Raw genomic sequence first — 22,711 nt, 5'->3', positions numbered from 1 at the left:
GGGTCTAGCCTCCCTGAATGGGTTGAAAAGTCAGGATGGTGTCGCCCTCGGCCAGCGGGCATTGCGCCCGCTGGGTCCGGGGGACGAAGTTGCCGTTGACCGCGGTGGCCAGCGCATCGGGCGCGACCCCTTGGGCCTGCACCCAGTCGTGCAGGGTGGCAGCCGTGGTGGACTGGGGCGTGCCGTTCACCACGACGCGCACGGTGGGCGGCAGGGGCTGCGTGGTCGTCATGCGGCAAGCCCCTGCACCGCCTGCTCCACCAGCGCGGGCGCCAGCAGCCAGCCATGGCGGTACAGGCCGTTGATGCGGGTGCAGCCGGCGCCCTGCTCCAGCAGCGGCAGGTTGTCGGGCAGCGCCGGGCGCAAGTTGCTCTCGGTGTGGATGACGCGTGCCTCGGCCAGCGCGGGAATGGCACTGTGCGCGGCACTGAGCAGTTCCAGCGTGCTGCGCAGCGAGACGCTGGAGCGGTCTTCGCTCTCGATCTCGCTGGCACCCACCACAAAGTAGCGGTCCGGGCGCGGCACGATGTACACGCTGTGGCGCGGGTGCATCAGGCGCAAGGGGCGCGAGAGGGAAACCTCCGGCGCGTGCAGCAGGAAGATTTCGCCGCGCACGCCGCGCACCGGCAACTGCGGCCGGGCGCCCACGCCGCGCACGTCGAACACGTGGTCAAAGCGCCGCACTTCGGCCTCCCCGGCGCGGCCCACCTCCAGCACACCGCCATCCGCGCGCTGCACCGGGCAGTCCCAATGCCAGCGCACCCCCTGGCGCTCGCCCTGGGCATGCAGCGCGTGCAGCGTGTTGTGCACCTCTACGTAGCCTTCACAGGGCAGCAGCCAAGCCAGGGACGGACCATGCACGCTGCCCTCCAGGGCCGCCAGGGCGTCCACCGATAGGGCTTCGGGCTGGTAGCCCGCATCGGCCTTGGCCTGCAGCAGGCCCACCAGGCGCTGGGCAGCGCCCGCGTCGGCACGGTGCGCCACCAGCAGGCTGCCATCGAAATGGCAGACGCCGGGCATGCCGATGGCCTGTGCAATGCCGGGCCACAGCGCACAGGAGCGCAGTCCGAGGCGGAACACGTCGTCGTTGCCCCGGTCCAGCTCGGCCACGGGGCTGAGCATGCCGGCGGCCGTCCAGGCCGCACCCTCGGTGCCCGAGGTTTCACGCGGTCCGGCGTCGCGTGCGGCATCAAACACCTCGACCTGGTGCCCCTTGCCACTGAGTTCCAGCGCCAGCAGGCGTCCCAACAGGCCTGCGCCTGCAATTGCTATACGCATCACGGTTCTCCTGTTTCCTGGCGCGCGGCTCAGGCCTTGTTGATGGGAATGTAGATTTCGCCACCCGCGGCCTTGAAGGCCTCGGACTGGGTCTGCATGCCGTCAGCCAAGGCTTGCTCGTCACTCACCCCCTTGGTCTTGGCGTACTCGCGCACTTCCTGCGTGATCTTCATGGAGCAGAACTTTGGGCCGCACATGGAGCAGAAATGCGCCACCTTGCTCGAATCCTTGGGCAGGGTTTCGTCGTGGAAGTTGCGGGCGGTGTCCGGGTCCAGCGAGAGGTTGAACTGGTCCATCCAGCGGAACTCGAAGCGCGCCTTGCTCAAGGCATCGTCACGTGCCCGCACGCCGGGGTGGCCCTTGGCCACGTCGGCCACGTGGGCGGCAATCTTGTAGGTGATGATGCCCACCTTCACGTCCTCGCGGTCCGGCAGGCCCAGATGCTCCTTGGGCGTGACGTAGCACAGCATGGCGGTGCCGAACCAGCCGATCATGGCCGCGCCGATGCCGCTGGTGATGTGGTCGTAGCCGGGCGCGATGTCGGTGGTCAGCGGGCCCAGAGTGTAGAACGGGGCTTCGCCGCAGTGCTTGAGCTGCTCAGTCATGTTGGCCTGCACCATGTGCATGGGCACGTGGCCGGGGCCCTCGATCATCACCTGCACGTCCTGCTGCCAGGCCTTGTGCGTGAGTTCGCCCAGGGTGCGCAGCTCGGCAAACTGGGCTTCGTCGTTGGCATCGGCGCTGGAGCCGGGGCGCAGGCCGTCGCCCAGCGAGTAGCTGACGTCGTAGGCACGCATGATCTCCGTCATCTCGTCGAAGTGCGTGTACAGGAAGTTCTCTTTGTGGTGCGCAATGCACCACTTGGCCATGATGGAGCCGCCGCGCGAGACGATGCCGGTCATGCGGTTGGCCGTGAGGTGGATGAAGGGCAGGCGCACGCCGGCGTGCACCGTGAAGTAGTCCACGCCCTGTTCGGCTTGTTCGATCAGCGTGTCGCGGAAGATTTCCCAGGTCAGGTCTTCGGCAATGCCACCCACCTTTTCCAGCGCCTGGTAGATGGGTACGGTGCCGATGGGCACCGGCGAGTTGCGCACGATCCAGTCGCGCGTGGTGTGGATGTTCTTGCCGGTGGACAGGTCCATCACCGTGTCGGCGCCCCAGCGGATGGACCACACCAGCTTTTCGACTTCCTCTTCGATGCTCGACGTCACCGCCGAGTTGCCGATGTTGGCGTTGATCTTTACCAGGAAGTTGCGGCCGATGGCCATGGGCTCCAGCTCGGTGTGGTTGATGTTGGCCGGGATGATGGCGCGGCCACGGGCCACCTCGTCGCGCACGAACTCGGGCGTCATCACACGCGGAATGCTGGCACCAAAGCTGTTGCCCGCCAGACGCGCTTCGCGCTCGGCGTTGCCCAGGTACTGCGCGGCCCATTCCAGGTTCTGGTTCTCGCGCAGGGCCACGTACTCCATCTCGGGGGTGATGATGCCCTTTTTGGCGTAGTGCATCTGGCTCACGTTCGCGCCCGGCTTGGCGCGGCGCGGCTGGCGTTGCAGGCCGGCGGCCTGGGCGCGCAGGGCGGCCAGGGCATCGGTCTCACCGTTCTTCAGTCCATCGTCCAGGGCAAAGGGCTTGCGGCCTTCGTAGGCTTCGGTATCGCCCCGGTCGGTAATCCAGCCCTGGCGCACCAAGGGCAGGCCCTGGCGGACGTCGATGGTAGCGGCGGGGTCGGTGTAGGGGCCGGAGGTGTCGTACACCGTGACGGCTTCGCCGTTGCTCTGCAGAATTTCGCGCAGCGGCACCTGGATGTCAGGCCGGCTGCCTTGCAGGTAGCGTTTGGTGGAAGCGGGAAGCGGTTCGCGGGTGAGGCGAATGAACTGGGCTAGCTTGTCGGGTGCATTCATGGTGGCATCTCCTGGTTGCAACCCGAAGACAAGACCAACACCAGCCCCGCAAACCCGAAAAAGACGCTGCCCGAACGGCCCGAGGGCCTTGGCAGCACTGCACTTCTTACGCTGGTATGAACCAGATCAAGTTCACGGGTTTGGCATCCATCTCAGCGCAACCACTGCGCACCCCGGGCGGGGCTGAGTGTACGCCAAACAGCCACCGCCGCCAAACCTAGGCCACCGGTACCTCGGGACGCAGGTGCTTGAACCGCCGCTCCCGATCGTATGGAAACACATCGTGCACATGGCCCGCCAGGATGCGGTCCTTGTGGGCTTGCCAGAAGTCCACGTCGAGCAGGTCGGCGTGGTGCTTCATGAACACGTCGCGCACGGCCGGGTTGCCCAGCAGGAAGGGGCCGAAGGTTTCCGGGAACACGTCCTTGGGGCCCACGTGGTACCAGATTTCGCCCGACATTTCGTCTTCCTCGTTGCGCGGCGCGGGCACGCGGCGAAAGTTGCAGTCGGTGATGTACTCGATCTCGTCGTAGTCGTAGAACACCACCTTGCCGTGGCGCGTGATGCCGAAGTTCTTCCACAGCATGTCGCCGGGGAAGATGTTGGCAGCCACCAGGTCCTTGATCGCGTTGCCGTACTCCACCACGCCACGCTCCATCTGCTGTCGCGCGCTCTCGGCGGCCGGACTGTGGTTGTTGGGGTCGGCCGCGCCGGCGTCAAAGGCCTCTTGCAGGTAGATGTTGAGCGGAATCATGCGCCGCTCGATGTAGACGTGCTTGATGATGACTTCGACCTTGCCATCGCCATCGCGGTCGCTGATTTCCAGCTGGCTGGGCGCGAACTTCTCGATTTCGGCGATCAGCTCGTCGTCGAAGCGGTCACGCGGGAACGCGACCTCGCTGTACTCCAGCGTGTCGGCCATGCGCCCGACCCGGTCGTGCTGCTTGACCAGCAGGTACTTGCCGGCGATCTGCTCGCGGGTGGTGTCCTTCTGCGGCGGGTAGTAGTCCTTGATGACCTTGAACACATAGGGGAACGAAGGCAGGTCGAACACCAGCATGACCATGCCCTTGATGCCGGGGGCAATGCGGAACTTGTCGGACGAGTGGCGCTGGTGGTGCAGGAAGTCGCGGTAGAACAGCGTCTTGCCCTGCTTGGCCAGCCCCAGTGCGTTGTAGATTTCGTTGCGCGGTTTCCTGGGCATCATGCTGCGCAGGAACTGCACGTAGGCCGACGGGATTTCCATGTCCACCATGAAATAGGCCCGGGCAAAACTGAACAGCATGAGCAGGTCGTCTTCGCCGAACAGCGCCGTGTCGATGACCAGCTTGCCCGAACGATTGTGCAGCACCGGCAGGGTGAACGAGAACTCGTTGAAGCCGTTGATCAGCTTGCCGACGATGTAGCAGCCCTTGTTGCGAAAGAACAGGCCGGTCAGCACCTGGATCTGGAAGTTGGCGCGCAGCTTGACGTGGCCCAGCCGCGCCTCCATGGCTGCCTGCACCAGGGTGATGTAGCGCTCCAGGTTGTCGAAGTCGCGGCGCAGGTCGAAATCGGTCACCATACGCGTCAGCACCGCGTGCATGGTTTCCCGGGTGGGGTAGTAGGAGCGGTAGGTGGGGCGGGATTCAGGCTCGCCGTTTTCGATGTACTCGGTGCTGATGGCCGGGCGCACGAAGATGAAATCGTTCTGGAAATAGCTGCGGTGCAGGATCTTGGTGGTGACCGAATTGAAGAAGGTCTCGGCCAGCTCGGGCTGGTGGTGGTCCACCAGCAGCCCGATGTAGTGCAGCTTGACCTGGTGCCACACGTCCATGGGCTGCTCGCCCGCCTTGAACTCGCGCTCCAGCCGCCGGGAGCATTCCTTGACGCGCAGGTCGTAGAACTCGATGCGCTCGCGCTGGGCCCGCTGCTGGCCGTGCCAGTCGGCCGTCTCGAACCGGTGCTTGGCGCGCGCCGATTCGGTGCGGAACAGGCGGTAGTGGCGGTTGAAGCCGTCGAGCATCGCCTTGGCGATGTCGTAGGCAACCGAGGAGTCCAGGCGGGTAGGAAACATATCTCTCAGCTTTCGCTATTGTTTTTATAGCTGTCTGCGCAAGCAGACCGGTGGCCGGGGCCTGTTTTTACTGTTAATTTACGGCATGCCGCGGCAACAGCCGGACTCCCGAGATGGCCTGGCGGTACAGAGTTTCCAGGTCGTCCGTGCGGGTGACGGTCATGTGCAAGTCCTGCAACAAGCCGTCGTGTATGCCGTACACCCAACCGTGCAGGGTCACGTTCTGGCCCCGGGCCCAGGCGTCCTGCATCACCGTGCTGAGCGCCACGTTGACAACCTGCTCGATGGCGTTGAGCTCGCACAGCGCGTCGGCGCGGCCGTGCTCGGGAATCACGTCGAGAATGTCGCGGTGGCGGTCGCGCACGTCCTGCACGTGGCGCAACCAGTTGTCGGCCAGGCCAATGCGTGCGCCTTCCAGCGAGGCCTTGACACCGGAACAACCGTAGTGCCCCACCACCATGATGTGCTCCACCTTGAGCCGCTCCACGGCGAACTGGATGGTGGACAGGGCGTTGAGGTCGGAGTGCACCACCACGTTGGCCACGTTGCGGTGCACGAAGATCTCGCCGGGCTCCAGCCCGGTGATCTGGTTGGCCGGCACCCGGCTGTCGGAGCAGCCAATCCACATGTAGCGGGGATTCTGCTGGGCCTTCAGCCCGGTGAAGAACCCCGGGCGCTCGGCTTCCATGCGCGCGGCCCAGGCACGGTTGTGGGCGAACAAGTCACTGAGTTTGGTTGGCATAGTTTCCTTCTGGTCAGTTGGGGCGAAGACCGTTTTGCGGCCCCCGCCACCGGGTTACTTCTTGAGCGAGCTGCGCACGTTCCAGTCCAGCAGACCATAGCGGGCGCGCTCCTGCTGATCGTCCAGCGCATTGAACTCGCACGGTGTGCCGCTGTCCCCGCGGGCGGGCGTGCACACAAATGATTTGGGGTTGCCCAGCTGCCACATTCCCTGGGCGTTGCGGGCTTCGCCGGAAAAGAACAGGCCGCGGGGCATGTTCATCGGATCCGGCTGGGCGGGAAGCGGCTTGAGCAGGTTGCGCCCGGCATTCACATAGCCACCCTCAATCCCGGCCAGGGGAAACAGGGTGTTGAACATGTCGCGCTGGCTGGCTGGCTGGGTGAGCTGGTTGCCGCACTGCAGATGGTTGCCCCAGATGACAAAAGGCACCTGGCGCATCAGGTAACGCCGGTGCGCGTCGGCATAGATGCCAAAGGAGCGCACATTGTGGTCGCCGGTGGCGGCAATGATGGTGTTGTCCTTGAACGGGCCCTTCTGCATGTCTTGCACAAAGCCGCCCAGCAGGTCGTGCGCGTAGCGATAGGTGTCCAGGTTGAGTGCCAGGGTGTCCGAGCTGGTTTCCCCTTTCCACTGCGACATGTCGAGCGGTACGCGCTGGTAGTCCTTGGGCAGGTCATACGGCGGATGGTTGGTCGAGGTCAGCACAAAGACGAACAGCGGCCGGTCCTTGGGCTGCGCGGCCATGCGTTTTTCCACGTATCTGTAGACATAGCTGTCCCAGACGCCCCAGAGGCCGACGGTGGCATCGGGGTAGGCCTCCTTGAGGTTGTTGGCGTCGATGACTTCATCAAACCCCTGGATCTTGAGCACGCGGTTCAGATCGCGCCAGCCCGAGCGCGCCGAGGTGACAAACAAGGTGTCGTAGCCCGCATGCTTGGCTACCTCGGCCACCGACCACGCCATGGGCTTGCGCCCCGCATCGCCCATGGTGAGCGGGGTGATGGGGGATGAGAACATGATGGCCTCCAGGGCCGGGTGGGTACCTGGCTGGGCCGATTCGAAATTGGAGAAGTGGCAGGCCTTGTCCAAGGTCGGGGCCAGGCGCCCCAGCACATCGAACGTGGGACTCTGGTAGAGCATGGGCTCGGCGCTCCAGGACTCCATCAGGAAGAACACCAGGTTTTTCTTCGGCGTTCCGGCAGGCAGCGGATCGTGCCGGTACAGGGCTGCCTTGACCTCGGCCTCGCTACCATGCGGCAAGCCCAGCACCTGGGCGGCCGCCTGCGCAGATCCAAAACCCATGGCCTTCAGGCCCACCAGCGGATCGGCCAGGTTTTGCGACTCGCGGCGGCTGTCCCACGCGTACTTGAGGGCAATGACGCCGTTGGGCACCATGTCGTTCAGGAACTGGGAGGTGGTAACGGTGAGGTGCTGACGCTGCAAGGCCATCTCGCGGATGGTGCCCTTGCCGGCAAACACCAGCGCAAAGAACACCACGACCGCCAGGACCAGCTTGATGGCCAGGTGCCGGGTTTGCAGCAGTGCATCCGGGTTGAGGTGGCGCACCAGACGGCGGTGCAGCGCCACCGAGGCCACCGTGAGCGCCGCGGCCAGCAGCAGGGTCCAGATCACCGGGAAATCGTGCCAGATGGTCTTGAGCACGGCGGCCGTGTCGTCTTCGACCAGGCCAAACACCAGCGAGTCGATGGGTGTCTTGTAGAAACCGAAGTAATGCAGGTTGACCAGCGACAGCATCACGTACACGAACGCCACGCCGGTGGCGATGCGCCCGTTGGTCTTGCCCGAGACCCAGGGCAGCACCAGCAGCAGCAGGAAGCCGGCAATGGCACTGACCTTCAGGTCAAAGCGGAAGCCCTGCACCAGCACGCTGGTGACGTCCGCCGCGGCCACGTGGTAGCCACTGGGCCAGAAGTACGCCAGCTGCCCGAGCCGGATGAGCGAGAGCGCCACCACCAGCGGTACCACCAGGACCCACGCACGCATCAAGCCGCGGAGAAAACCGCGCAGGGAGCCGTGGAAAAAAGATCGTAGGTGGCGGGCAGCGGCAGACTTCATTACATGGTTTCGGCGAACAACTCTCGGCCTATAAGCATACGGCGGATTTCACTGGTACCCGCACCAATTTCGTACAGTTTGGCGTCGCGCCAGAGGCGCCCCAGCGGGTATTCGTTGATATAGCCGTTGCCGCCGTAGATTTGCACGCCCTCACCGGCCATCCAGGTGGCTTTTTCGGCCGTCCAGAGGATAACGGAAGCGCAGTCCTTGCGCACCTGACGTACGTGTTCAGCCCCAAGCAGATCCAGGTTTTTGGCCACGGTGTAGGCAAAGGCACGGCCGGCCTGCAGCACGGTGTACATGTCGGCCACCTTGCCTTGGATGAGCTGGAACTCGCCGATGCTCTGGCCAAACTGCTTGCGGTCGTGGATGTAGGGAACCACGTTGTCCATCACCGCCTGCATGATGCCCAGGGGGCCGCCGGTCAGCACGGCGCGCTCGTAGTCCAGGCCGCTCATCAGCACCTTGGCGCCGCCATTGACCTGGCCCAGCACGTTGGCTAGGGGCACTTCCACGTTGTTGAACACCAGCTCGCCGGTGTGGCTGCCGCGCATGCCCAGCTTGTCGAGCTTCTGCGCAATGCTGAAACCGGGCATGCTCTTTTCGATCAGGAAGGCGGTGACACCGCGCGCACCCAGTTCGGGTTCGCTCTTGGCGTAGACCACCAGCGTGTCGGCGTCGGGGCCGTTGGTAATCCACATCTTGTTGCCGTTGAGCAGATAGTAGCCCCCCTTGTCCTCGGCCTTGAGCTTCATGCTCAGCACGTCAGAGCCCGCACCGGGTTCGCTCATGGCCAGCGCACCCACGTGCTCGCCGCTGATCAGCTTGGGCAGGTACTTGGCGCGCTGCTCCGGCGTGCCGTTGCGCTTGATCTGGTTCACGCACAGGTTGCTGTGAGCGCCGTAGGAAAGGCCGACCGACGCGCTGGCGCGGGAGATTTCCTCCATGGCGATCATGTGGGCCAGGTAGCCCATGTTGGCGCCGCCATACTCTTCGCCCACGGTGATGCCCAGCACGCCCAGGTCGCCCATCTTGCGCCACAGGTCCATGGGAAACTGGTCGTTGCGGTCGATCTCGGCCGCGCGCGGGGCAATTTCGGCCTGTGCGAATTCACGCACCGCGTCGCGCAGGGCGTCAATGTCTTCGCCAAGCTGGAAGTTGAGGCCGGGCAGATTGTTCATGGTTATCTCCTTGTTGGGATAGGTTGCGGTTATCAATAGGTTTGGGGAACGGCCATCAGGGTTTGCTGCATGACGGCACAGGGCGACTGCTTGCCGTTGTCGTCCACATGCAGCACTTCGGCCGTGGTGATGATGAGGCGCTTGCCGCCTTTGACCACGCGGCCCACGGCGCGCAATTCGCCGCCCTGGAAGCTGGTCAGGAAATTGATCTTGTATTCGACGGTCACGACTTCCATGCCCTCGGGCGCCACGGTCAAGCCGGCGTAGCCGCCGGCAATGTCGGCCACCGCCCCCATGGCGCCGCCGTGAAAGCCGTCCTGCTGCTGGGTCACCTTGTCGGAATAGGGCAGCACGATTTCCACCAGCCCCGGCTCCACCCGGGCCAGCTGGGCGCCCAGGTGCTGCATCATGCCCTGGCGCACAAAACTGGTGAACACGCGCTGGTACAGGGCGCTCATGCTTTGGCGCGGCTGGCGGGCTTGCCCGGTTTGCCGATCTTGGCCAGCAGGACGCGGGCCTCCTTCTCGTGGGTCTTGAGCTCGTCCAGGTTGGCCTGCATGTCGGCCATCTGCGCCTCGAGCTGCTTGCGGTGCGCCGCCAGCACGAGCAGGAATTTCTGCAGCTGCGCGCCGGTATCGCGCGGGCTGTCGTACATCTCGATGATTTCCTTGGCCTCGGTCAGCGTCAGCCCCAGGCGCTTGGCGCGCAGGGTGAGCTTCAGGCGCGTGCGGTCGCGTCCGCTGTACACGCGGTTGCGCCCCCCCGGCCCGCTGCGCTCGGGCTGCAACAGGCCCAAATCTTCGTAGAAACGGATGGCCCGGGTGGTCAGGTCGAACTCCCGCGCGAGATCGCCGATGCTGTAGGTGATACTCATAAGTCGTGCGAACAAGGGTGACAGCGCGCCGCGCCGCCGGCCCCTAGAATGTCCATTTCTGTTGACGTTTACGTAAACGTCAATTATGTAGCAAAAGATTCCCCACCATGAACGATCTGGAACGCCAACTCCATTACCCCTTCGGCGAAGCCCTGGCGCCCACCGGTGGCACGCTGACGGTAGCGCCCGGCGTGAAGTGGGTGCGCATGGCGCTGCCCTTCGTGCTCAACCACATCAACCTGTGGCTGCTGCGCGACGAAATGGACGACCCGCAGGGCTCGGGCACCACCGTGCAGGGCTGGAGCATTGTGGACTGCTGCATCCACAAGGAGGAAGCCAAGGCCCAGTGGGAAACCATTTTTGCCAACGAGCTCGAAGGTCTGCCCATCCTGCGCGTCATCGTGACCCACATGCACCCCGACCACATTGGCCTGGCCGACTGGCTGTGCCAGCGCTGGAACGTGCCGCTATGGATCAGCGCCACCGATTACCAGGTGGCGCGCTTCGGCTGCATGGGGCCCACCGCCTTTGGCGGCGACCGGGCCGCCGATTTTTTTGCCACCCACGGCCTCAACAGCCCCGAGACCATGGCGCAGATCCGGGCCCGCAACAGCTATTTCCCGACACTGGTGCCCTCCGTCCCGCAGCAGTTTCACCGGATGATGGACGGCGACGTCCTGCGCATTGGCGGGCGTGACTGGCGCTGCATCAGCGGGTACGGCCATGCGCCGGAACACATCGCCCTATATTGCGATGCACTCAAGGTACTGATCGGCGGCGACATGATGCTGCCGCGCATCTCCACCAACGTGAGCGTGTACGAGCAGGAGCCCGAGTCCAACGCGCTGGCGCAGTTTCTGGATTCGATCGACAAGTTTCTGCCGCTGCCGGCCGACACCTTGGTGCTGCCCTCGCACGGCAAGCCCTTTACCGGACTGCACCAGCGCATCACCCAGCTGCATGACCACCACCGCGACCGGCTGGCCGAGGTGCTGCAGGCCTGCCAGGCCCGCCCCTGCAGTGCCGCCGACATCCTGCCGGTGCTCTTCAAGCGCCCGCTGGACCTGCACCAGACCACGTTTGCCATGGGCGAGGCCATCGCGCACCTGCATGCCCTGTGGTTCCAGGGCGTCTTGCGACGCAACCGGGACGCCGACGGGGTCTACCGGTTCCAGCCCGCGAACACACCAACCGCAATCTTGGCGTAAGGAAACCAACAGAAGATGCGCCAAAAATATCAGGGAGAGACTATGTATTCACGTTTTTTGGTCGCCACCGGCCGGGCCTGGGTTTTGACAGGTTTGCTGGCTGTCGCCAGCGGTCTGGCTGGCGCGGCAACCACCAGCACCAAATTTGAACCCACCACCCAGTTGCAGGGAACGCCGCTGCAGCTCAACGGCGCCGGCACGCGCTACAAGGTGGTGTTCAAGGTGTACGACATGGCGCTGTACACGCCGAAGAAGGTCGGCTCGCCCGAAGAATTGCTGGCGCTGTCCGGCCCCAAGCGTCTGAGCTTTGTGGCCTTGCGTGAAATTCCGGGAACCGATCTGGGCGTGGCCTTCATCAAGGGGCTGCAAGCCAACTCCACCAAGGAGCAGATGCAGAAGAACGCCGTGTCCACCACCCGCCTGATCGAGATTTTTTCCGGCCAGCCCAAGCTGGCGCAGGGTGACACCTTTGCCATGGACTTTGTGCCCGGCGTCGGCACCACCTTCTACATCGCCGGCAAGGCCCAGGGCGCGCCGGTGGGAGACGCCGAGTTTTTCGGCATGGTGCTCAAGATCTGGGTGGGCACCTCCCCCGCAGACTTCAAGCTGAAAGACGCCTTGCTCGGGCAGGACACCCTGGCCGCACGCTGACGCCGCTGGCGCCTACCAACGCGGTATGGCGTCGTCCTTGAGTTGGCGCCGCAAGACGGCGTAATCGGGCACCACGGTACGCACCGCATCCCAGAAGCGGGGGCTGTGGTCCATGACCCGCAGGTGGCTGAGTTCATGCGCCACCACGTAGTCGATGACCGCGTGGCGAAAATGAATCAGACGCCAGTTCAACCGGATGGAGCCATCCACGCGGGCACTGCCCCACCGCGTGCTGGCATTGCTCAGGCTCAGACGGCTCCACTGCACTTGCAGGAGCGGCGCGTAGTGGTCCAGTCGCTGTTTGAAGTGGGCCTGCGCCTGGCGCATCAGCCAGGCCTGCACGGCATCCCGGATCTGCTCCGGCGTGGCGGTCTTGGGCAGCGCCACACGCAGGGTGCGTACCCCGCTGGCATCTTCGTCCACCGGGTCCAGTTGCGCCCCGGCCGCCGAAAAACCGTGGCCGGGGTCCAGCGCCACCACCACGGTGGAACCCAGGAACGGCAGTTGCACGCCATCGCGCCACGCGATGTGGGCGCTCTCCTGGCGCGCCTGGCGCTCGCGCGCTTCCCCCAGCTTGCGGGTGATCCACGGCGCCTTTTCCTGCAGGGCGGCGTCCACCTCCCCCAAGGGCGTCCAGCGCGGCGCTCGCACCACCAACCCGTCGGGGCCCACCATGAAGCCGATGGTGCGCCGCTTGGCACGCTGGAACAGGTAGGCCACGACCGCGTCGCCCAGACGCGCCTCGCGGTTGGCATGGGGATGGGCAAAGGTGGCCGGCGCGGCTGCCTGGCTTACCGGCTGGGCCACACGGTAGGACACGCCGGGTCCGGCATCTGCTATGGTTTTAGTAGCTGTTGACGCAGGTTGCACGGCCTCTGGCGGCGCAAAAAGGTCCAAAGTGTATTGCAGCAGACCGCGCATGGGAGCTTACCGAAGCGCCACCCGCGTCGTCACCGGTAGGCATCCGGGTCCAGGCGGTGCATCTCGGCCTCGATCCAGGCCTCCACCTCCTGCATCAGCTCCCGGTGGTGGCGCCCCTCGCTCGCAATGGGCTTGCCAATCGACACGTCCACCACACCGGGGGTCTTGACGAAGGCTTTGCGGGGCCAGCAACGTGCCGAAGTCACGGCAATGGGAATGACGGGCGCGCCCGTCTGCACCGCCAAGCGTGCGCCGCTGGTCTCGTACACGCCTTTTTGCCCCCGGGGAATGCGGGTGCCCTCCGGGAACATGATGATCCAGGTGCCCTGCGCGAGCCGCTCCTTGCCCTGCTCCACCACTTTCTTGAAGGCCTGGGTGCGCAGGCTGCGATCGATATGGATCATGTCGAGCCGGCCAATGGCCCAGCCAAAGAACGGCACCTGCAGCAGCTCTTTCTTGAACACATACGCCAGGCGGTGCGGCATGATGGCGGGCATCACAAAGGTCTCGAACGTGGACTGGTGCTTGACCAGCAGCACGGCCGGGCTTTTCTCGCCCACCGGCAGGTTCTCCATGCCGGTCACCCGCGTGCGGATGCCCAGGATGATCCGCGCGCTGCTCAGGCTGCTCAAGCCCAGCCAGGCTGCCGCGATGCGGTAGAGGGTGGCGCTGCGCACCCCGAACAGGGTTCCCAGCACAATGGCCAGTGAGTAGGGGATGACGGTGAGCACCATCCACAGCATGTGCAGGATCGAACGGATAACGGACATAAGTGGGGAAAGAAGCCAGGGGCCTTCGTCGTGATTGAGGGGATTGCTGGACCGTTGGCAGCGCTTCAGAGCCCGGCCATCTGGGAGGGGCGCGCGTCCCGCGCCACCAGGTAGTCGGCAAATGCCGCCAGGTCCTGGTGCACCATGGTGTCGGCCGGATAGCCCTCGGGCAAGGCCCGGCCCCGGTAGGCGGCCGCCTTGCCGGTGAGCACTAGGTGCGGCGCACACCCCACCGAAACACCGGCCACCAGGTCCCGCGGGGTATCACCCACCACGGGGACGTCCTGCAGATCCAGGCCGTAGCGCTCGCCAATCTGCTCAAACAGGCCGGGGCCTGGCTTGCGGCAGCGGCAGCCCGCGTCAGGTCCGTGGGGGCAGTAGAAAATGGCATCCACCCGCCCGCCCACGGCGGCCAGCAGGGTTTGCATCTTGGCGTGCATGGCATTGAGCGCCGCCACGTCAAACAGCCCCCGGCCCAGGCCGGACTGGTTGGTCGCCACTACCACGTGCCAACCCGCATGGTTGAGCCGTGCAATGGCTTCCAGCGCACCGGGCAGCGGGTGCCACTCGTCCGCCGACTTGATGTAGTCCGCGCTGTCTTCGTTGATGGTGCCGTCGCGGTCGAGAATGACAAGTTTCATAGGGGACTCAGGCCGCCAGGCGCGAGAGATCGGCCACGCGGTTCATGGCTTCGTGCAGGCTCTTGAGCAGGCCCTGGCGGTTCAGGCGCAGGTCCAGCTGCTCGGCATTGACCATCACGTCGTCGAAGAAAGCATCCACCGGAGCGCGCAAGGCCGCAAGGGTCTGCAGCGCGGCGGTGTAGTCGCCGGCGTCGAACTGGGCATTGGCCTTGGGTGCCACGTCCTGCATGGCGGCATACAGGGACTTTTCAGCCGCTTCCTGCAGCAGCACTTGGCTGACGTGGGCGTCCACTGCATCGGCTTTCTTCAGGATGTTGCTGATGCGCTTGTTGGCAGCGGCCAGTGCAGCGGCCTCGGGCAGGGTCGCAAAGGCGCGCACGGCAGCCAGACGCTTGGCCACGTCACCCAGGCGCTGCGGACGCAGGGCCAGTACAGCATCGACTTCCTGCGCGCTGTAGCCCTGCTCGCGCAGGGAGCCTGCCAGGCGGTCATAGATGAATTCGGCCAGCGCCGGCGTGGCATCACTGATCTTGTCGCCAAAGACCGGCACGGCGCCAACGAGCAGCGCGTTGAGATCCAACGGTAGATCCTTCTCGGCCAACATGCGTATCACGCCCAAGGCATGGCGACGCAGCGCGAACGGGTCCTTGTCGCCGGTCGGCAGGTTGCCGATACCGAACATGCCGACAAGAGTCTCCAGCTTGTCTGCCAAAGCAACGGAAATACCAACCAGATTGGTGGGCAACCAATCACCGGCAAACCGCGGGCAGTAGTGGTCTGAGATTGCCGTCGCGATTTCTTCGCTCAGGCCATCATTCTTCGCGTAGTAGTTGCCCATGATGCCCTGCAGCTCAGGGAACTCGCCCACCATGTCGGTCAGCAGGTCGGTTTTGGCCAGACGGGCGGCAAGCACGGCCTTTTCGGCAAGCTCCGAACCGCCAAGCTGGTAACCAATTGCCTGAGCAATAGCGCAAACACGCTGCATGCGCTCACCCTGGGTTCCCAACTTGTTGTGATACACAACCTTCGAGAGCCCCTCGACGCGCGATTCGAGCGTCTTCTTGCGGTCCTGGTCGAAGAAGAACTTGGCATCCGCCAGGCGCGGGCGCACCACGCGCTCGTTGCCGCCAATCACTGCGCTGGCATCGGCCGGGCTGATGTTGCTGACCACCAGGAACTGGTTGGTCAGCTTGCCGGCCGCATCCAGCAGCGGGAAGTACTTCTGGTTGGCCTTCATGGTGAGGATGAGGCACTCCTGCGGCACGTCGAGGAACTGCTTCTCGAATTCGCACACCAGCACATTGGGACGTTCGACCAATGCGGTCACTTCATCGAGCAAGTCGTCGTCGTCAATGGCGCGCACGCCATTGCCCACCTTGGCCGCTGCGGCTGCCAGTTGCTGGGCGATCATGGCCTTGCGTTCGACAAACGAGGCGATGACCGCACCGTCCTGCGCCAATGTGGCGGCGTAGCGGTCGGCGTCCGCGATCACCACCTGGTCAACCGTGGCTTCAAAGCGGTGGCCCTGCGTGGTGTTTCCGGCCGTCAGGCCCAGTACCTTGATGGGCACCACAGTGCTGCCGTGCAGCGCCACCAATCCGTGTGCCGGGCGCACGAAGTGCACGCTGGTCCAGCCTGGCAGGGCGCAACCGGTTTCCAGCTGGTAGCTCATGACCTTGGGGATGGGCAGCTTGGCAATGGCCTCTTCGAGCGCCTTTTGCAGGCCGGTATCGAGCGTGGCGCCGGTGAGCAGGCTGTCGTAGAACAGGGCTTCAGTCTTGCCGTCGGGCGCGCGCTTGAGGGCCGCGACAGCCGCCGCCGGATCGGACACGTCCGCACCCAGCGCCTGCAGTTTTTTCAGCAGCGCGGGTGTGGCGTTGCCACCCGCATCCAGCCCTACCGACACCGGCATGAGCTTTTGCTGCACCGCCTTGTCTTCAGCTTTGAGCCAGACATGGCTGATGTGCGCCGCCAGCCGGCGCGGTGAGGCGTAGGCGGTGACGACCGAGTCGGCGCCCGCCAGGCCCAAGGACTTGAGTTGATCGGCCAGCGTGCCGGCAAAGGCATCGCCCAGCTTCTTGAGCGCCTTGGGCGGCAGCTCTTCGACAAACAGTTCAACGAGAAGATTCTTGGTGGTCATCGTGTTCTTTTCCTGGCCTTCAGGCCGCCTTCTTCGTCATCTGTTCCACCCACTCCCGCGGGGCCATGGGGAAGCCCAGGCGCTCACGGCTCTCGAAATAGCTCTGGGCCACGGCGCGGGCCAGGTTGCGGATGCGCCCGATGTAGGCAGCCCGCTCGGTCACGCTGATGGCACCGCGCGCATCCAGCAGGTTGAAGCTGTGGGCGCACTTGAGGACCTGTTCGTAGGCCGGCAGGGCGAGCTGGTTTTCCATCAGATGCTTGGCCTGTTTCTCGTGCGCCGTGAAGGCCGTGAACAGGAAGTCTGCATCGCTGTGCTCGAAGTTGTAGGTGGACTGCTCCACCTCGTTTTGCTTGTAGACGTCGCCGTAGGTCAGCTTGGAGCCGTCTGCGCCCTCGGTCCAGGTCAGGTTGTAGACGTTGTCCACGCCCTGCAGGTACATGGCCAAGCGCTCCAGGCCGTAGGTGATCTCGCCGGTGATGGGCTTGCAGTCGATGCCGCCCACCTGCTGGAAGTAGGTGAATTGCGTCACCTCCATGCCGTTGAGCCACACTTCCCAGCCCAGGCCCCAGGCACCCAGCGTGGGGTTTTCCCAGTCGTCTTCGACAAAGCGGATGTCGTTCTTCTTGAGGTCAAAACCCAGGGCCTCCAGCGAGCCGAGGTACAGTTCCAGAATGTTGCTGGGTGCGGGCTTCAAGACGACCTGGTACTGGTAGTAGTGCTGCAGGCGGTTGGGATTCTCACCGTAGCGGCCATCCTTGGGGCGGCGGCTGGGCTGCACGTAGGCGGCTTTCCAGGGCTCGGGGCCCAGCGCGCGCAAAAACGTGGCGGTGTGCGAGGTGCCGGCGCCGACTTCCATGTCATAGGGCTGCAGCAGTGCGCAACCCTGGTCGGCCCAGTAGGCCTGCAATTTCAGGATGATTTGTTGGAATGTGAGCATGCCCCGATTTTACAGGGGCAGAACCCTCAGCGCCCCTTGATCGGTCGTGCGCGAACAGCTATTAAAACAATAGCAACCGCCAGCACCCACAACGGCGACAACCCGAAGCGCGCCACCCACCAGGCAAACGGCGTCGTGCCCGTGCGGCCCTGCACCTCGCCCGTCAACACGCCGCGGGTGTACCGGGGCAAGGAATGGGTGACGCGGCCGGTGTGGTCAATGATGACGGTGGCACCGGTGTTGGTGGCACGCAGCATGGGGCGCTCAAACTCCAGCGCACGCATGCGACTGATCTGCAGGTGCTGGTCGATGGCCACGGTGTTGCCGAACCAGCCGATGTTGCTGACGTTCACCAAAATGGTGGGGGCGGCCGCCGGATCGATGAAGCGGGCCCCCAGTTCGTCGCCAAACAGGTCCTCGTAGCAGATGTTGGGCGCCAGGCGCTGGCCCTTCCAGGCCAGCGAAGCCTGCCCCACGGCCCCGCGGTTGAAGTCCCCCAGCGGGATGTCCATCATTTGCGTGAACCACTTGAACAGGGGCGGAATGAACTCGCCAAAAGGCACCAGGTGGTGCTTGTCATAGCGCCACACCGGAGTCTGCCCCGGCGCAAAGCCCAGTACGGCGTTGGTGTAGCCCTGCGCATAGCTGCCCCAAGGAAACCCCACCAGGGCGGCTTGCCCGCCCTGGGCAAAGCGGGCCTGCAAGGCGTCCCAGTAGAGCGGCGGCAGCTGCTGGGGCAGGAGGGGGATGGCCGTTTCTGGCGCAACTACCAGATCGCCCTGACTGGCCTGCAACTGCTCGCCGTACCACTGCAAGGCCAAGGGAACGCCCGAGCCCGGCTGAAATTTTTCGTCTTGGGGAATATTGCCCTGCAACAGGGTCACCGTGAGATGGCCAGCCGGTGCAGACCAGGAGGCTGGCCCGCTGGCCGGCAGCAATGCTCCGACCGCCACCGCGGTGACGATGCCCGTACGCTGCAGGGTGGACGCCTTGGGAAACACCACCAGGGCGGCTGCCAGCCAGGCTGCCAGCGCGCCCATGCCATAGGACCCCACCCACGGTGCGTAGGCGGCCAGCGGCCCGGTGAGGTGTGCGTAGCCCACGGCCCCCCAGCCGAAACCGGTGAGCCAGGTGCCGCGAGCCAGTTCGGCCATGGTCCACAGCGCGGCAAAGGCCAAACTCACGCCCACAGCCTTGGCGCGTGCCAGGTGCCAGTACGCCGCGCATGCCGCGGCGTAGTACAGCCCGAGCGCGGCGGCTAGGGCGGCGATGGCGATCGCGGCCAACAGACCATGCAGCCCGGCATAGGTGTGCATGGCGACGTAGAGCCACCAGAATGTGGCGCTCAGCCAGGTCGTGGCAAACAGCAAGCCCAGAGCCGCAGCCTGCTTGCCGCTGGTGCAACGGTGCAGCACCCAGACCAGCGCCGCCAGGGCCAGGCATTGCAGCCACCACAGCGGCTGACCGGGCTCAAAAAAAGAATCAAATGGCCATGCAACGCTTGCAGCTTGTGCGCAGGCAGCTATAAAAAGAATAGCGTAATTCATGAAGACGGGTGCTGCGGCGCGGCACCGCGGTCAGGCGCGGGCATGGAATCAGGCAGGCGTGTCCACGACGGGTGCCACCTTGAACCACTTCACGGCGCCGCCCTTGGTGTGCAGCACCACGAAATCCAGGCCGCCCAGCACGTAACGCTCGCCGCGTTTGGGCACATGGCCCATTTCGTGCGCAATCAGGCCGCCGATGGTGTCGAACTGGTCCTGCGGGTCCTCTCCGGTCAATGTGACGGAAAACGCGTCGTTGACCCGCTCAATGGGCGTATCGCCGCTGACCCGGTAGGTGCGGTCCGCCAGGGCAAAGATGTCGCCCTCGTCTTCCGCGATATCGAACTCGTCCTCGATCTCCCCGACAATCTGCTCCAGCACATCTTCAATGGTGATCAGCCCAGCAACCCGTCCGAACTCGTCGATCACGATGGCCAGGTGGTTGCGGTTGCCGCGGAATTCGCGCAGCAGGTCATTGAGGCCCTTGGTTTCCGGCACGAACACGGCCGGGCGCAACAGGGCCCGGATATTGAGTTCAGGCGCCCGCTGCAGTTTGAGCAGGTCTTTGGCCATCAGGATCCCGATGACGTTTTCCCGCTCGCCCTCGTAAATGGGAAACCGCGAGTGCCCCGTGTCGATGACCGTCTTGAGCAAGGCATCGGGCGTGGCATGGATGTCCACCAGGTCCATGCGGGTCGCCGGTACCATCACATCGCCGGCCGTCATGTCGGCCATGCGGATCACGCCTTCCAGCATGACGCGGGACTCGGCGCCGATAATGTTGTTGTCCTCTGCCTCGGCCAGCGTCTCGATCAATTCAGCGGTGGAATCGGGGCCGGGATGGATGAACTCGGCTAGCTTGCGCAAGAAGGTACGTTTGTCCTCCTTGTCGGCAAGCCGCGCGGGATGTGGGTCTGACACTGACGTAGGGGCAATGACTGCCGTTGTTTCGGAACCCCTAGGATAGCGGATTTGTGTGACGGGCCGCGCGCGGACCCACCCGTGCTCAGCGCGGGGTGCGCCCTTGTGCGTCGATGGCGTCGCGGCGCACTTGCTGCAGATCGCCCAGGAAACTCCAGAACTGTTTGGCCTGCACCTTGATGCGGTAGTCCGTCTGGGCAACATGCTCTTCCACCATTTCGGTCACGCGGCTGTCCAGGGTGGGCTTGGGCAGATGCAGGTAGGCTTCGGACTCGGTGCCGTCCCGCTCCACTGTGGCGCCCGCATTGGTGGCGATTTTCAGCATGGCAACGTTTTCGCTCAGCGCGTGGATAAACAGCAGGTCCACCCCGTCATTGGCCGCATGCATGGCCGCACGGTCGAACAATCGGGCACCGTAGCCCTTGCCGCGCGCACTCGGCGCCACCGAAACGCCGAACTCCGCACAGGACTCGTAGCCGTGGTCTTTGGCATACGCCAGGTGGGCCATCGCAATCAATTCCAGCTTGCGGTTGTAGATGCCGAAAATGTCGTCACGCTCGAAGTCCAGCCCGTCCACATAGCGCTGGATCTGTGCGTCCTGCGCCATGTACCCAAAACGCAGATAGCGATCCCGGTCCTCCAGCGCGAACAGATGCTGTGCGATCCGGTCACGGTGGTTGGCACCCAGGGAGCGGATGGGAACGACATACGGCGTCGGCCGCCTCGCGGTGGCCTCGCCTGCGCGCGCCGGCGGCGGACGCCAGAAATCCATTCCCACGCCCCAGGAGGCTTTGATCAAGTTACTCGCATCAAACATGGGGTGAATATAGGGGTTATCCCTAGTATTGACACTCCAAAGGGGTATTTTTTATTGCCGGCACGCAGTCCTCTATCAAGAAGCTGGCAGCGCCTCTGTTGAAATGCCCAATTTTATTGGATATTTTTGATAGTAATTACTCACATTTCTCGCTTCCTTCACGGCGCACCGTCGTGCCTGGCGATGCTGGCCTTTCTGACGGTCAGGCAAGTCCACCGATACACTTGTCCTACCTATGGACGCAGCACATACGATTCGCGACGCCGTGGCACGGGTAGAGGGATTGCGCTTGCAGGCGCAGTCCATGCCCGACCTCCACGCCGCCACAATGGCCATCAAACGCTTCCAGGCCCGGCGCTTCGCCGGCACCTATGCGGATCTGATCGACTCGAAAGAGTACGGCGGGGCAACGCGCTTTTTCCTGGAGGAGCTGTACAGCGACCAGGACTACTCCCTGCGCGATGCCCAGTTCGGGCGCATCGCCGGCGCCTTGCAGACGTTCTTTCCGACCCAAGTCGTGGCGACGGCCGTCTCCCTGGCCCACCTGCACGTTCTGACCGAAGAGCTCGACCACCAGATGGCAGCGGCATGGCTGCAGGAAAACGGCGCAAGCGGCGCGGACGATATCCGCCGCTACATGCGCGCCTGGAAGGCCGTAGGCCGCGCTGGGGACCGCCAACGCCAACTGGAGGATGTGCTGGCCGTCGGCAATGAACTGGATCGTCTTACCCGGACACCTGGGCTGCGTCTAATGCTCAAGATGATGCGACGACCAGCCATTGCCACAGGGTTGGGTTCGCTGCAGAGCTTTCTTGAAACCGGGTTCGATACCTTTCACAGCATGTCCGGCAAAGGCAGCCACGCCCAGGCCTTCCTCCAGCAGATTCGGGAGCGCGAATCACGTTGGATTGCACTGCTGTACGCCCCCGATACGACGACCTGTGCGAGCGCGCTGCAACGCTGCATGGGCCAGACGCTCTAGCCTTGCGCTCCAGCTGGACGCAAGCCCTTTCCCTCCTTCAACTTCTCAGGTGTCTTCTTCCATGCCTTACGTGTTTCCCTCCGGCATCCAGGTATTCGAACGTGGCTGGCTTTCGTCCAACAATATCTTGCTGGTGGGCAAGGACGAGTCGGCACTCATCGACAGCGGCTACGGCACCCACAGTGCGCAAACCCTGCAGCTGGTCCAGTCCGCGCTGGGCTCGCGCCCGTTGGACGTCTTGCTCAACACCCATTTGCACAGCGACCACTGTGGAGGCAATGCAGCCCTGCAAGCGCAGTACCCGGGCGTACGGACCTGGATACCACCCGGTCATGCGGCGGAAGTGGCGCGCTGGGACATGTCCGCACTGACCTACGAAGCCACCGGGCAAGAATGCCCCCGCTTCCGGTATGACGACCTGCTGGTGCCAGGCAAATCGGTCACGATTGCCAACCAGACGTGGGAGATTCACCCCGCCGGAGGTCATGACCCCCACTCCGTTGTACTCTTCCAGCCGGAGAATGCCATCCTCGTGTCTGCCGATGCTCTTTGGGAGGAGGGGTTTGGCGTGGTGTTTCCGGAACTGGAGGGCGTGGATGCGTTTGACGAGGTATCGGCCACGCTGGACCTGCTGGAATCCTTGCATCCCAAAGTGGTCATCCCCGGCCATGGACGGCCTTTCACCGATGTGGCGAAGTCCCTGCAGACGGCAAGGGGCCGCTTGAGGTACTTTATGGAGAATCCGCACAAGCACCAGCAATACGCGGCGAAAGTGCTCCTGAAGTTCAAGTTGCTCGACTTGCAGACTTGCATGGTGCACGACCTGCTGGAGTGGGGGCAACAGACGCCGTATCTGGAGCAAATGCGCAAGGAATGCTACCCGGATCTGAGCATGGATGCGCTGATCGAAACCTTGCTGGCCGACTTGATCCGAAGTGGGGCCGCCGTCCGGCAAGGGACGTACATTCTGAACGGAAAGTAGAAACCAAAAAAAACGCCCCGTCACACGACGGGGCGTTTTGCTGTAATAGCCTGACGATGACCTACTTTCACACGGGGATCCGC

General features: G+C 64.1%; 21 protein-coding genes and 1 riboswitch. Of the genes, 4 read left to right on the top strand and 17 right to left on the bottom strand.

Annotated elements, in window-relative coordinates; translation table 11 throughout:
• Nucleotides 1-4: 4 nt before the first annotated feature.
• The 9 genes from thiS to AC1Q5W_RS12930 all read right to left on the bottom strand — a co-directional run bounded on the left by thiS (nt 5) and on the right by AC1Q5W_RS12930 (nt 10,111).
• Nucleotides 5-232, bottom strand: a complete 228-nt coding sequence (gene thiS, locus AC1Q5W_RS12970) for a sulfur carrier protein ThiS (RefSeq protein WP_492645024.1) — start codon at nt 230-232, stop codon at nt 5-7.
• Nucleotides 229-1,278 carry an FAD-dependent oxidoreductase gene (locus tag AC1Q5W_RS12965; RefSeq protein ID WP_492645023.1) on the bottom strand — a complete coding sequence of 350 codons (1,050 nt, stop codon included), beginning with the start codon at nt 1,276-1,278 and terminating at the stop codon, nt 229-231. Before AC1Q5W_RS12965 ends, thiS begins: the two co-directional genes overlap by 4 nt.
• A 29-nt stretch (nt 1,279-1,307) precedes the next feature.
• The gene (gene thiC / locus AC1Q5W_RS12960) at nt 1,308-3,182 is read right to left on the bottom strand and encodes a phosphomethylpyrimidine synthase ThiC (protein WP_492645022.1); all 1,875 of its coding nucleotides are present in this window, start codon (nt 3,180-3,182) and stop codon (nt 1,308-1,310) included.
• An 85-nt stretch (nt 3,183-3,267) separates the two neighbouring features.
• A riboswitch (TPP riboswitch) is annotated at nt 3,268-3,368 on the bottom strand.
• Between the two features lie 31 nt (nt 3,369-3,399).
• Nucleotides 3,400-5,238, bottom strand: coding sequence for a bifunctional isocitrate dehydrogenase kinase/phosphatase (aceK, locus tag AC1Q5W_RS12955; RefSeq protein ID WP_492645021.1), 1,839 nt, complete (start codon nt 5,236-5,238; stop codon nt 3,400-3,402).
• Between the two features lie 73 nt (nt 5,239-5,311).
• The gene (gene can, locus AC1Q5W_RS12950) at nt 5,312-5,980 is read right to left on the bottom strand and encodes a carbonate dehydratase (RefSeq protein WP_492645020.1); all 669 of its coding nucleotides are present in this window, start codon (nt 5,978-5,980) and stop codon (nt 5,312-5,314) included.
• 54 nt (nt 5,981-6,034) lie between these two features.
• Complete coding sequence (locus AC1Q5W_RS12945) at nt 6,035-8,056, bottom strand: LTA synthase family protein (protein WP_492645019.1); 2,022 nt, start codon at nt 8,054-8,056, stop codon at nt 6,035-6,037.
• Nucleotides 8,056-9,237: an isovaleryl-CoA dehydrogenase gene (locus AC1Q5W_RS12940; protein ID WP_492645018.1), complete on the bottom strand. Its 1,182-nt coding sequence runs from the start codon at nt 9,235-9,237 to the stop codon at nt 8,056-8,058. The genes AC1Q5W_RS12945 and AC1Q5W_RS12940 overlap by 1 nt, the downstream gene beginning before the upstream one ends.
• Before the next feature lie 32 nt (nt 9,238-9,269).
• The gene (locus tag AC1Q5W_RS12935) at nt 9,270-9,695 is read right to left on the bottom strand and encodes a PaaI family thioesterase (RefSeq protein ID WP_492645017.1); all 426 of its coding nucleotides are present in this window, start codon (nt 9,693-9,695) and stop codon (nt 9,270-9,272) included.
• Complete coding sequence (locus tag AC1Q5W_RS12930) at nt 9,692-10,111, bottom strand: MerR family transcriptional regulator (protein WP_492645016.1); 420 nt, start codon at nt 10,109-10,111, stop codon at nt 9,692-9,694. The genes AC1Q5W_RS12935 and AC1Q5W_RS12930 overlap by 4 nt, the downstream gene beginning before the upstream one ends.
• A gap of 107 nt (nt 10,112-10,218) precedes the next feature.
• Between AC1Q5W_RS12930 and AC1Q5W_RS12925 the strand changes: the two genes are divergently transcribed.
• Nucleotides 10,219-11,319 (top strand): MBL fold metallo-hydrolase, encoded by a 1,101-nt coding sequence (locus AC1Q5W_RS12925; protein WP_492645015.1) that lies wholly within the window; start codon nt 10,219-10,221, stop codon nt 11,317-11,319.
• 42 nt (nt 11,320-11,361) lie between these two features.
• Nucleotides 11,362-11,970: a chalcone isomerase family protein gene (locus AC1Q5W_RS12920; RefSeq protein ID WP_492645014.1), complete on the top strand. Its 609-nt coding sequence runs from the start codon at nt 11,362-11,364 to the stop codon at nt 11,968-11,970.
• A 12-nt stretch (nt 11,971-11,982) separates the two neighbouring features.
• Here the strand turns inward: AC1Q5W_RS12920 and AC1Q5W_RS12915 are convergent, their stop codons facing one another.
• The 8 genes from AC1Q5W_RS12915 to AC1Q5W_RS12880 all read right to left on the bottom strand — a co-directional run bounded on the left by AC1Q5W_RS12915 (nt 11,983) and on the right by AC1Q5W_RS12880 (nt 20,664).
• Nucleotides 11,983-12,891 (bottom strand): M48 family metallopeptidase, encoded by a 909-nt coding sequence (locus AC1Q5W_RS12915; protein ID WP_492645013.1) that lies wholly within the window; start codon nt 12,889-12,891, stop codon nt 11,983-11,985.
• Nucleotides 12,892-12,920: 29 nt separating this feature from the next.
• A complete protein-coding gene (locus AC1Q5W_RS12910) occupies nt 12,921-13,661 on the bottom strand; it encodes a lysophospholipid acyltransferase family protein (protein ID WP_492645012.1) in 741 nt (246 codons plus the stop codon).
• A 65-nt stretch (nt 13,662-13,726) separates the two neighbouring features.
• Nucleotides 13,727-14,302, bottom strand: coding sequence for a D-glycero-beta-D-manno-heptose 1,7-bisphosphate 7-phosphatase (gene gmhB / locus AC1Q5W_RS12905; RefSeq protein ID WP_492645011.1), 576 nt, complete (start codon nt 14,300-14,302; stop codon nt 13,727-13,729).
• 7 nt (nt 14,303-14,309) lie between these two features.
• Nucleotides 14,310-16,442 (bottom strand): glycine--tRNA ligase subunit beta, encoded by a 2,133-nt coding sequence (glyS, locus tag AC1Q5W_RS12900; RefSeq protein ID WP_492645010.1) that lies wholly within the window; start codon nt 16,440-16,442, stop codon nt 14,310-14,312.
• A 19-nt stretch (nt 16,443-16,461) separates the two neighbouring features.
• Nucleotides 16,462-17,382 (bottom strand): glycine--tRNA ligase subunit alpha, encoded by a 921-nt coding sequence (gene glyQ / locus AC1Q5W_RS12895; protein ID WP_492645009.1) that lies wholly within the window; start codon nt 17,380-17,382, stop codon nt 16,462-16,464.
• 26 nt (nt 17,383-17,408) lie between these two features.
• The gene (gene lnt, locus AC1Q5W_RS12890; RefSeq protein ID WP_492645008.1) at nt 17,409-18,929 is read right to left on the bottom strand and encodes an apolipoprotein N-acyltransferase; all 1,521 of its coding nucleotides are present in this window, start codon (nt 18,927-18,929) and stop codon (nt 17,409-17,411) included.
• Between the two features lie 48 nt (nt 18,930-18,977).
• The gene (locus AC1Q5W_RS12885) at nt 18,978-19,847 is read right to left on the bottom strand and encodes a CorC family transporter (protein ID WP_492645007.1); all 870 of its coding nucleotides are present in this window, start codon (nt 19,845-19,847) and stop codon (nt 18,978-18,980) included.
• Nucleotides 19,848-19,932: 85 nt separating this feature from the next.
• Nucleotides 19,933-20,664 (bottom strand): GNAT family N-acetyltransferase, encoded by a 732-nt coding sequence (locus tag AC1Q5W_RS12880; protein WP_492645006.1) that lies wholly within the window; start codon nt 20,662-20,664, stop codon nt 19,933-19,935.
• A 235-nt stretch (nt 20,665-20,899) separates the two neighbouring features.
• On the opposite strand from AC1Q5W_RS12880, the gene AC1Q5W_RS12875 reads away from it, so the two are divergent.
• Together AC1Q5W_RS12875 and AC1Q5W_RS12870 are read left to right on the top strand one after the other, a co-directional pair.
• Nucleotides 20,900-21,646, top strand: coding sequence for an FFLEELY motif protein (locus AC1Q5W_RS12875; protein ID WP_492645005.1), 747 nt, complete (start codon nt 20,900-20,902; stop codon nt 21,644-21,646).
• 61 nt (nt 21,647-21,707) lie between these two features.
• Nucleotides 21,708-22,628 carry an MBL fold metallo-hydrolase gene (locus AC1Q5W_RS12870; RefSeq protein ID WP_492645004.1) on the top strand — a complete coding sequence of 307 codons (921 nt, stop codon included), beginning with the start codon at nt 21,708-21,710 and terminating at the stop codon, nt 22,626-22,628.
• Nucleotides 22,629-22,711 lie beyond the last annotated feature (83 nt).

Source organism: Rhodoferax sp. MLSD5-FHT05B10, assembly GCF_058793415.1.
The sequence above is the reverse complement of the archived record's forward strand: the minus strand, read 5'-3'. Positions and strand labels throughout refer to the sequence as shown.

What these genes read in the sequence shown, in the direction of transcription:
- thiS (WP_492645024.1), bottom strand. Translation starts at nt 232, where the DNA reads ATGACGACCACGCAGCCCCTGCCGCCCACCGTGCGCGTCGTGGTGAAC.
- AC1Q5W_RS12965 (WP_492645023.1), bottom strand. Translation starts at nt 1,278, where the DNA reads ATGCGTATAGCAATTGCAGGCGCAGGCCTGTTGGGACGCCTGCTGGCG.
- thiC (WP_492645022.1), bottom strand. Translation starts at nt 3,182, where the DNA reads ATGAATGCACCCGACAAGCTAGCCCAGTTCATTCGCCTCACCCGCGAA.
- aceK (WP_492645021.1), bottom strand. Translation starts at nt 5,238, where the DNA reads ATGTTTCCTACCCGCCTGGACTCCTCGGTTGCCTACGACATCGCCAAG.
- can (WP_492645020.1), bottom strand. Translation starts at nt 5,980, where the DNA reads ATGCCAACCAAACTCAGTGACTTGTTCGCCCACAACCGTGCCTGGGCC.
- AC1Q5W_RS12945 (WP_492645019.1), bottom strand. Translation starts at nt 8,056, where the DNA reads ATGAAGTCTGCCGCTGCCCGCCACCTACGATCTTTTTTCCACGGCTCC.
- AC1Q5W_RS12940 (WP_492645018.1), bottom strand. Translation starts at nt 9,237, where the DNA reads ATGAACAATCTGCCCGGCCTCAACTTCCAGCTTGGCGAAGACATTGAC.
- AC1Q5W_RS12935 (WP_492645017.1), bottom strand. Translation starts at nt 9,695, where the DNA reads ATGAGCGCCCTGTACCAGCGCGTGTTCACCAGTTTTGTGCGCCAGGGC.
- AC1Q5W_RS12930 (WP_492645016.1), bottom strand. Translation starts at nt 10,111, where the DNA reads ATGAGTATCACCTACAGCATCGGCGATCTCGCGCGGGAGTTCGACCTG.
- AC1Q5W_RS12925 (WP_492645015.1), top strand. Translation starts at nt 10,219, where the DNA reads ATGAACGATCTGGAACGCCAACTCCATTACCCCTTCGGCGAAGCCCTG.
- AC1Q5W_RS12920 (WP_492645014.1), top strand. Translation starts at nt 11,362, where the DNA reads ATGTATTCACGTTTTTTGGTCGCCACCGGCCGGGCCTGGGTTTTGACA.
- AC1Q5W_RS12915 (WP_492645013.1), bottom strand. Translation starts at nt 12,891, where the DNA reads ATGCGCGGTCTGCTGCAATACACTTTGGACCTTTTTGCGCCGCCAGAG.
- AC1Q5W_RS12910 (WP_492645012.1), bottom strand. Translation starts at nt 13,661, where the DNA reads ATGTCCGTTATCCGTTCGATCCTGCACATGCTGTGGATGGTGCTCACC.
- gmhB (WP_492645011.1), bottom strand. Translation starts at nt 14,302, where the DNA reads ATGAAACTTGTCATTCTCGACCGCGACGGCACCATCAACGAAGACAGC.
- glyS (WP_492645010.1), bottom strand. Translation starts at nt 16,442, where the DNA reads ATGACCACCAAGAATCTTCTCGTTGAACTGTTTGTCGAAGAGCTGCCG.
- glyQ (WP_492645009.1), bottom strand. Translation starts at nt 17,382, where the DNA reads ATGCTCACATTCCAACAAATCATCCTGAAATTGCAGGCCTACTGGGCC.
- lnt (WP_492645008.1), bottom strand. Translation starts at nt 18,929, where the DNA reads ATGAATTACGCTATTCTTTTTATAGCTGCCTGCGCACAAGCTGCAAGC.
- AC1Q5W_RS12880 (WP_492645006.1), bottom strand. Translation starts at nt 20,664, where the DNA reads ATGTTTGATGCGAGTAACTTGATCAAAGCCTCCTGGGGCGTGGGAATG.
- AC1Q5W_RS12875 (WP_492645005.1), top strand. Translation starts at nt 20,900, where the DNA reads ATGGACGCAGCACATACGATTCGCGACGCCGTGGCACGGGTAGAGGGA.
- AC1Q5W_RS12870 (WP_492645004.1), top strand. Translation starts at nt 21,708, where the DNA reads ATGCCTTACGTGTTTCCCTCCGGCATCCAGGTATTCGAACGTGGCTGG.